Source organism: Williamsia sp., assembly GCF_016462415.1.
Taxonomy (GTDB): Bacteria; Actinomycetota; Actinomycetes; order Mycobacteriales; family Mycobacteriaceae; genus Williamsia_A.
This window is the reverse complement of the sequence record NZ_JAEMTF010000077.1, coordinates 17,427-20,731: the sequence shown is the minus strand read 5'-3', so window position 1 is coordinate 20,731 and position 3,305 is coordinate 17,427. Positions and strand designations below refer to the sequence as shown.

Genomic DNA, 3,305 nt, shown 5'->3' with positions numbered 1-3,305 from the left:
TCGGAGGGGAGGAACGCGGCGTTCCAGGCGGCGACGTAGCGCAGGCCGTCGGCGACGATGCCGGCGCGTTCACGGTCGAGCACGTCCTTGACCCCCTGCACCACGAGCGGGGGATTCGAGGCGATCTCCCGCGCGGTGGCCTGTGCCGCGGCCAGGGCGGCCTCGGCGTCGTCGAGGACCTCGTTGACCAGGTTGATCTGCGCGGCGCGTGCGGCGTCGATGTCCTTGCCGGTGTACGCCAGCTCGCGCAGGTGCCCCTCGCCGATGATCGCCGGGAGTCGCTGCAGCGAGCCGATGTCGGCCACGATGCCGATCTTTGCCTCGCGGACGCTGAACTTGGCGTCTGCGCTCGCATACCGGATGTCGGCCGCGGCGATGAGGTCGACGCCGCCGCCGATGCACCAGCCCTGTACGGCGGCGACCACCGGGACGCGGCTGTCGGCGACCGCGGTCACCGCCGCCTGCATCGACTTCACCGTGGTGTGGAATCGCGATCGCGGTCCGGCCAGGGCGCGATCGGCCATCAACGGCAGGAAGTCGCCCCCCATCTCGGCGAGGTCCAGACCGAACGAGAAGTGCTTGCCGGCCGCCGCGAGCACCACTGCGCGTACCCGGGGGTCGTTGTCGAGCTCGGCGAAGATCACCGGCAACTCGCGCCAGAAGTCCCGACCCATCGCGTTGCCCTTGCCGGGCCCGATCAGCGTCACCTGGGCGACGTGGTCGGTGATGTCGACGGTAAATGCGTTCCACTCGGTCATCCCGGCAGCCTATCGACCCCTCGTCGTGGCCCGGTGCCCTACTCCGCGACGATCACGATCTTGCCCACGACCGTCCCGGACTCCGACCGCGTGTGCGCCTCGCGCAGCGTCTCGACGCCGATGGGGGACAGGGTGGTCGTCGCGGTGGACCGGATGGTGCCCGCGTCGACGAGACGGGCGATCTCGGTGAGCAACCGGTGCTGGCTGTCGTCGGTCGGGGTGTAGAGCGGGCGGCTGAACATCAACTCCCAGTGCCAGGTCTGGCTCTTCGACTTCAGCGGAAGGAGATCGAGGCCCTCGGGCTCGTCGATGGCCACGACCGCGCCACCCACCCCGAGGATGTCGGCGTAGGTCTCGACGTTTCCTGCCGAGTAGGGCGAGAAGATGTGGTCGACGCCGTCCGGGGCGAGGGCCGGGACCGCGGTGCCCAGCTCCTTCGGGTCGACGATGTGGTGGGCGCCGAGTTCCGTTGCCCACTGCGACGATTCGGGCCGACTCGCGGTCGCTATCACGGTGACCCCGGTCAGGGCACGCGCCAGCTGGATGATCATCGAGCCGACCCCGCCCGCGCCGCCCACGACGAGCAGGACGCCGTCGCTGGCGGCCGTCAGGCGCAGTCTCTCGAAGAGCGTCTCCCACGCGGTGATGCCGGTCAGGGGCAGAGCCGCTGCGTCGCCGAACGACAACGACGTCGGCTTGGCGGCCACGATGTGCTCGTCGACCAGCTGATGGGTTGCGTTGCTCCCGGACCGGTTGATCACCCCGGCGTAGAACACCTCGTCGCCGACGGAGAACCGGGTCACGGAGTCGCCCACGGCGACAACCGTTCCGGCCGCATCGAACCCGAGGATCTTCGGGGACTCGGCGGCGTCGAACGACGAGCGGACCTTGTGGTCCACCGGGTTCACCGACACCGCGCGGACCTCGACGAGCAGGTCGTGCGGTCTGATGTCGCCGATCGGGACCTCGGTCTCGACGAAGGAATCGGCGGCGTCGGCGGGACCGGGGCGCAGGGAGGCGATGGCGCGGGTGGTCGTGGGTGCGTTCATGCCCCCACGGTAGTTCCGGTTCCGGATGGTTGCGACCTCGGTGATCGCAAGCGTTGTCGTGGTGTCGGGGCGTGCGTAGAACTGCTGTCATGCCTCGTCAACTGCACCTCGGCGGCTTCCAGATCGCCTCGCACGTAACGCATTCACACGCCGCCTGGCGCCACCCCGCCTCGGACCCGAACTTCTTGTCGGCGGAGTACTACCACCGGGTCGCCCGCACCCTCGAGCGCGGGAAGTTCGACTTCATCTTCTTCGCCGACCTGCTGGCCACCCCCACCAACTTCGGCACCGGCATCGACGTGTCGCTGAGTCGCGGCACGCAGGCCAGCGCCACCCTCGACCCGTCGCTGGTCGCGGCGAGCATCGCCGCGGTGACCACCAAGCTCGGCGTGGCGATCACCAAATCGACCACCTACTTCCACCCGTACGAGGTCGCCCGCATCTTCGCCAGCCTCGATCACCTGTCTCGCGGTCGGGTGGCCTGGAACATCGTCACCTCGCTGTCGTCGGCCGAGGCCGTCAACTTCGGGGCCACCGAGCATCTCGCGCACGATCTGCGGTACGTCCGAGCCCAGGAGTTCGTCGAGACGGCTCTGGCCCTGTGGTCCAGTTGGGATTCCGACGCCCTGGTCCAGGACAAGGTGGGCGGCGTGTTCGCCGATCCCGACAAGGTTCACGCCATCAACCACGACGGTGAGTACTTCCGTGTGCAGGGTCCGCTGAACGTGCCCCGCTCACCGCAGGGCCGGCCGGTGCTGATCCAGGCCGGGTCGTCGGACAAGGGCAAGGACTTCGCGGCCCGGTGGGCCGAGGCGATCTTCGAGATCGACCCCACCCCCGAGGGACGGCGCGCCTACTACGACGACGTGAAGTCGCGAGCGGTGAACTTCGGTCGCCGTCCCGAGGACGTCAAGATCCTGCCGTCCTTCATCCCGTTCATCGGCGAGACCGAGTCGATCGCCCGCGAGAAGCAGGCCTTCCACAACGAACTGGCCGACCCCATCTCGGGTCTCATCACGCTCTCGGTGCACACCAACCACGATTTCTCGACCTACGATCTCGACGCACCCGTCGAGGACATCGAGGTCAGTGGCACCCAGGGCCTGTTCGACGTGGCCCGGCGGTTGAGCGAACGGGACAGCCTCACGTTGCGCGACATCGGCAAGCTCTACGCGCAGGGCGTCCTGCTGCCCCAGTTCGTCGGCACGGCAAGCGATGTCGCCGACGAGATCGAAGCCGGGTTCACCGGGGGTGAGGCCGACGGCTACATCCTCTCCGCCGCGCAGTCCCCGGGTACGTTCGACGACTTCGTCGACTACGTGGTGCCGGAACTGCAGCGGCGCGGGCTGTTCCGCACCGAGTACACCACCGACACCCTCCGCGACCATCTCGACCTGTCACCGGTGACCTTCGACGATCCGGGTGCCCGGTTGGTCACCGCTCGAGGCTGAGATCGTCCGAATACAGCCCCGCCGCGGACAATACGTCCGCGGCGGGG

At 68.5% G+C, this 3,305-nt stretch carries 3 protein-coding genes; 1 reads left to right on the top strand and 2 read right to left on the bottom strand.

Annotated elements, in window-relative coordinates:
• Both JHC79_RS16880 and JHC79_RS16875 read right to left on the bottom strand, forming a co-directional pair.
• Nucleotides 1–758 (bottom strand): crotonase/enoyl-CoA hydratase family protein (locus JHC79_RS16880; RefSeq protein WP_296392902.1); only part of this gene is annotated, 758 nt, incomplete at its 3' end.
• Between the two features lie 38 nt (nucleotides 759–796).
• Complete coding sequence (locus tag JHC79_RS16875) at nucleotides 797–1,807, bottom strand: zinc-binding alcohol dehydrogenase family protein (protein ID WP_296392901.1); 1,011 nt, start codon at nucleotides 1,805–1,807, stop codon at nucleotides 797–799.
• A gap of 89 nt (nucleotides 1,808–1,896) precedes the next feature.
• Between JHC79_RS16875 and JHC79_RS16870 the strand changes: the two genes are divergently transcribed.
• On the top strand, nucleotides 1,897–3,258 hold the full coding sequence (locus JHC79_RS16870) for an LLM class flavin-dependent oxidoreductase (protein WP_296392900.1): 1,362 nt from the start codon (nucleotides 1,897–1,899) through the stop codon (nucleotides 3,256–3,258).
• Nucleotides 3,259–3,305 lie beyond the last annotated feature (47 nt).

Excerpts from the sequence above, each read along its gene's own strand:
- JHC79_RS16875 (WP_296392901.1), bottom strand. The coding sequence starts at position 1,807 with ATGAACGCACCCACGACCACCCGCGCCATCGCCTCCCTGCGCCCCGGT.
- JHC79_RS16870 (WP_296392900.1), top strand. The coding sequence starts at position 1,897 with ATGCCTCGTCAACTGCACCTCGGCGGCTTCCAGATCGCCTCGCACGTA.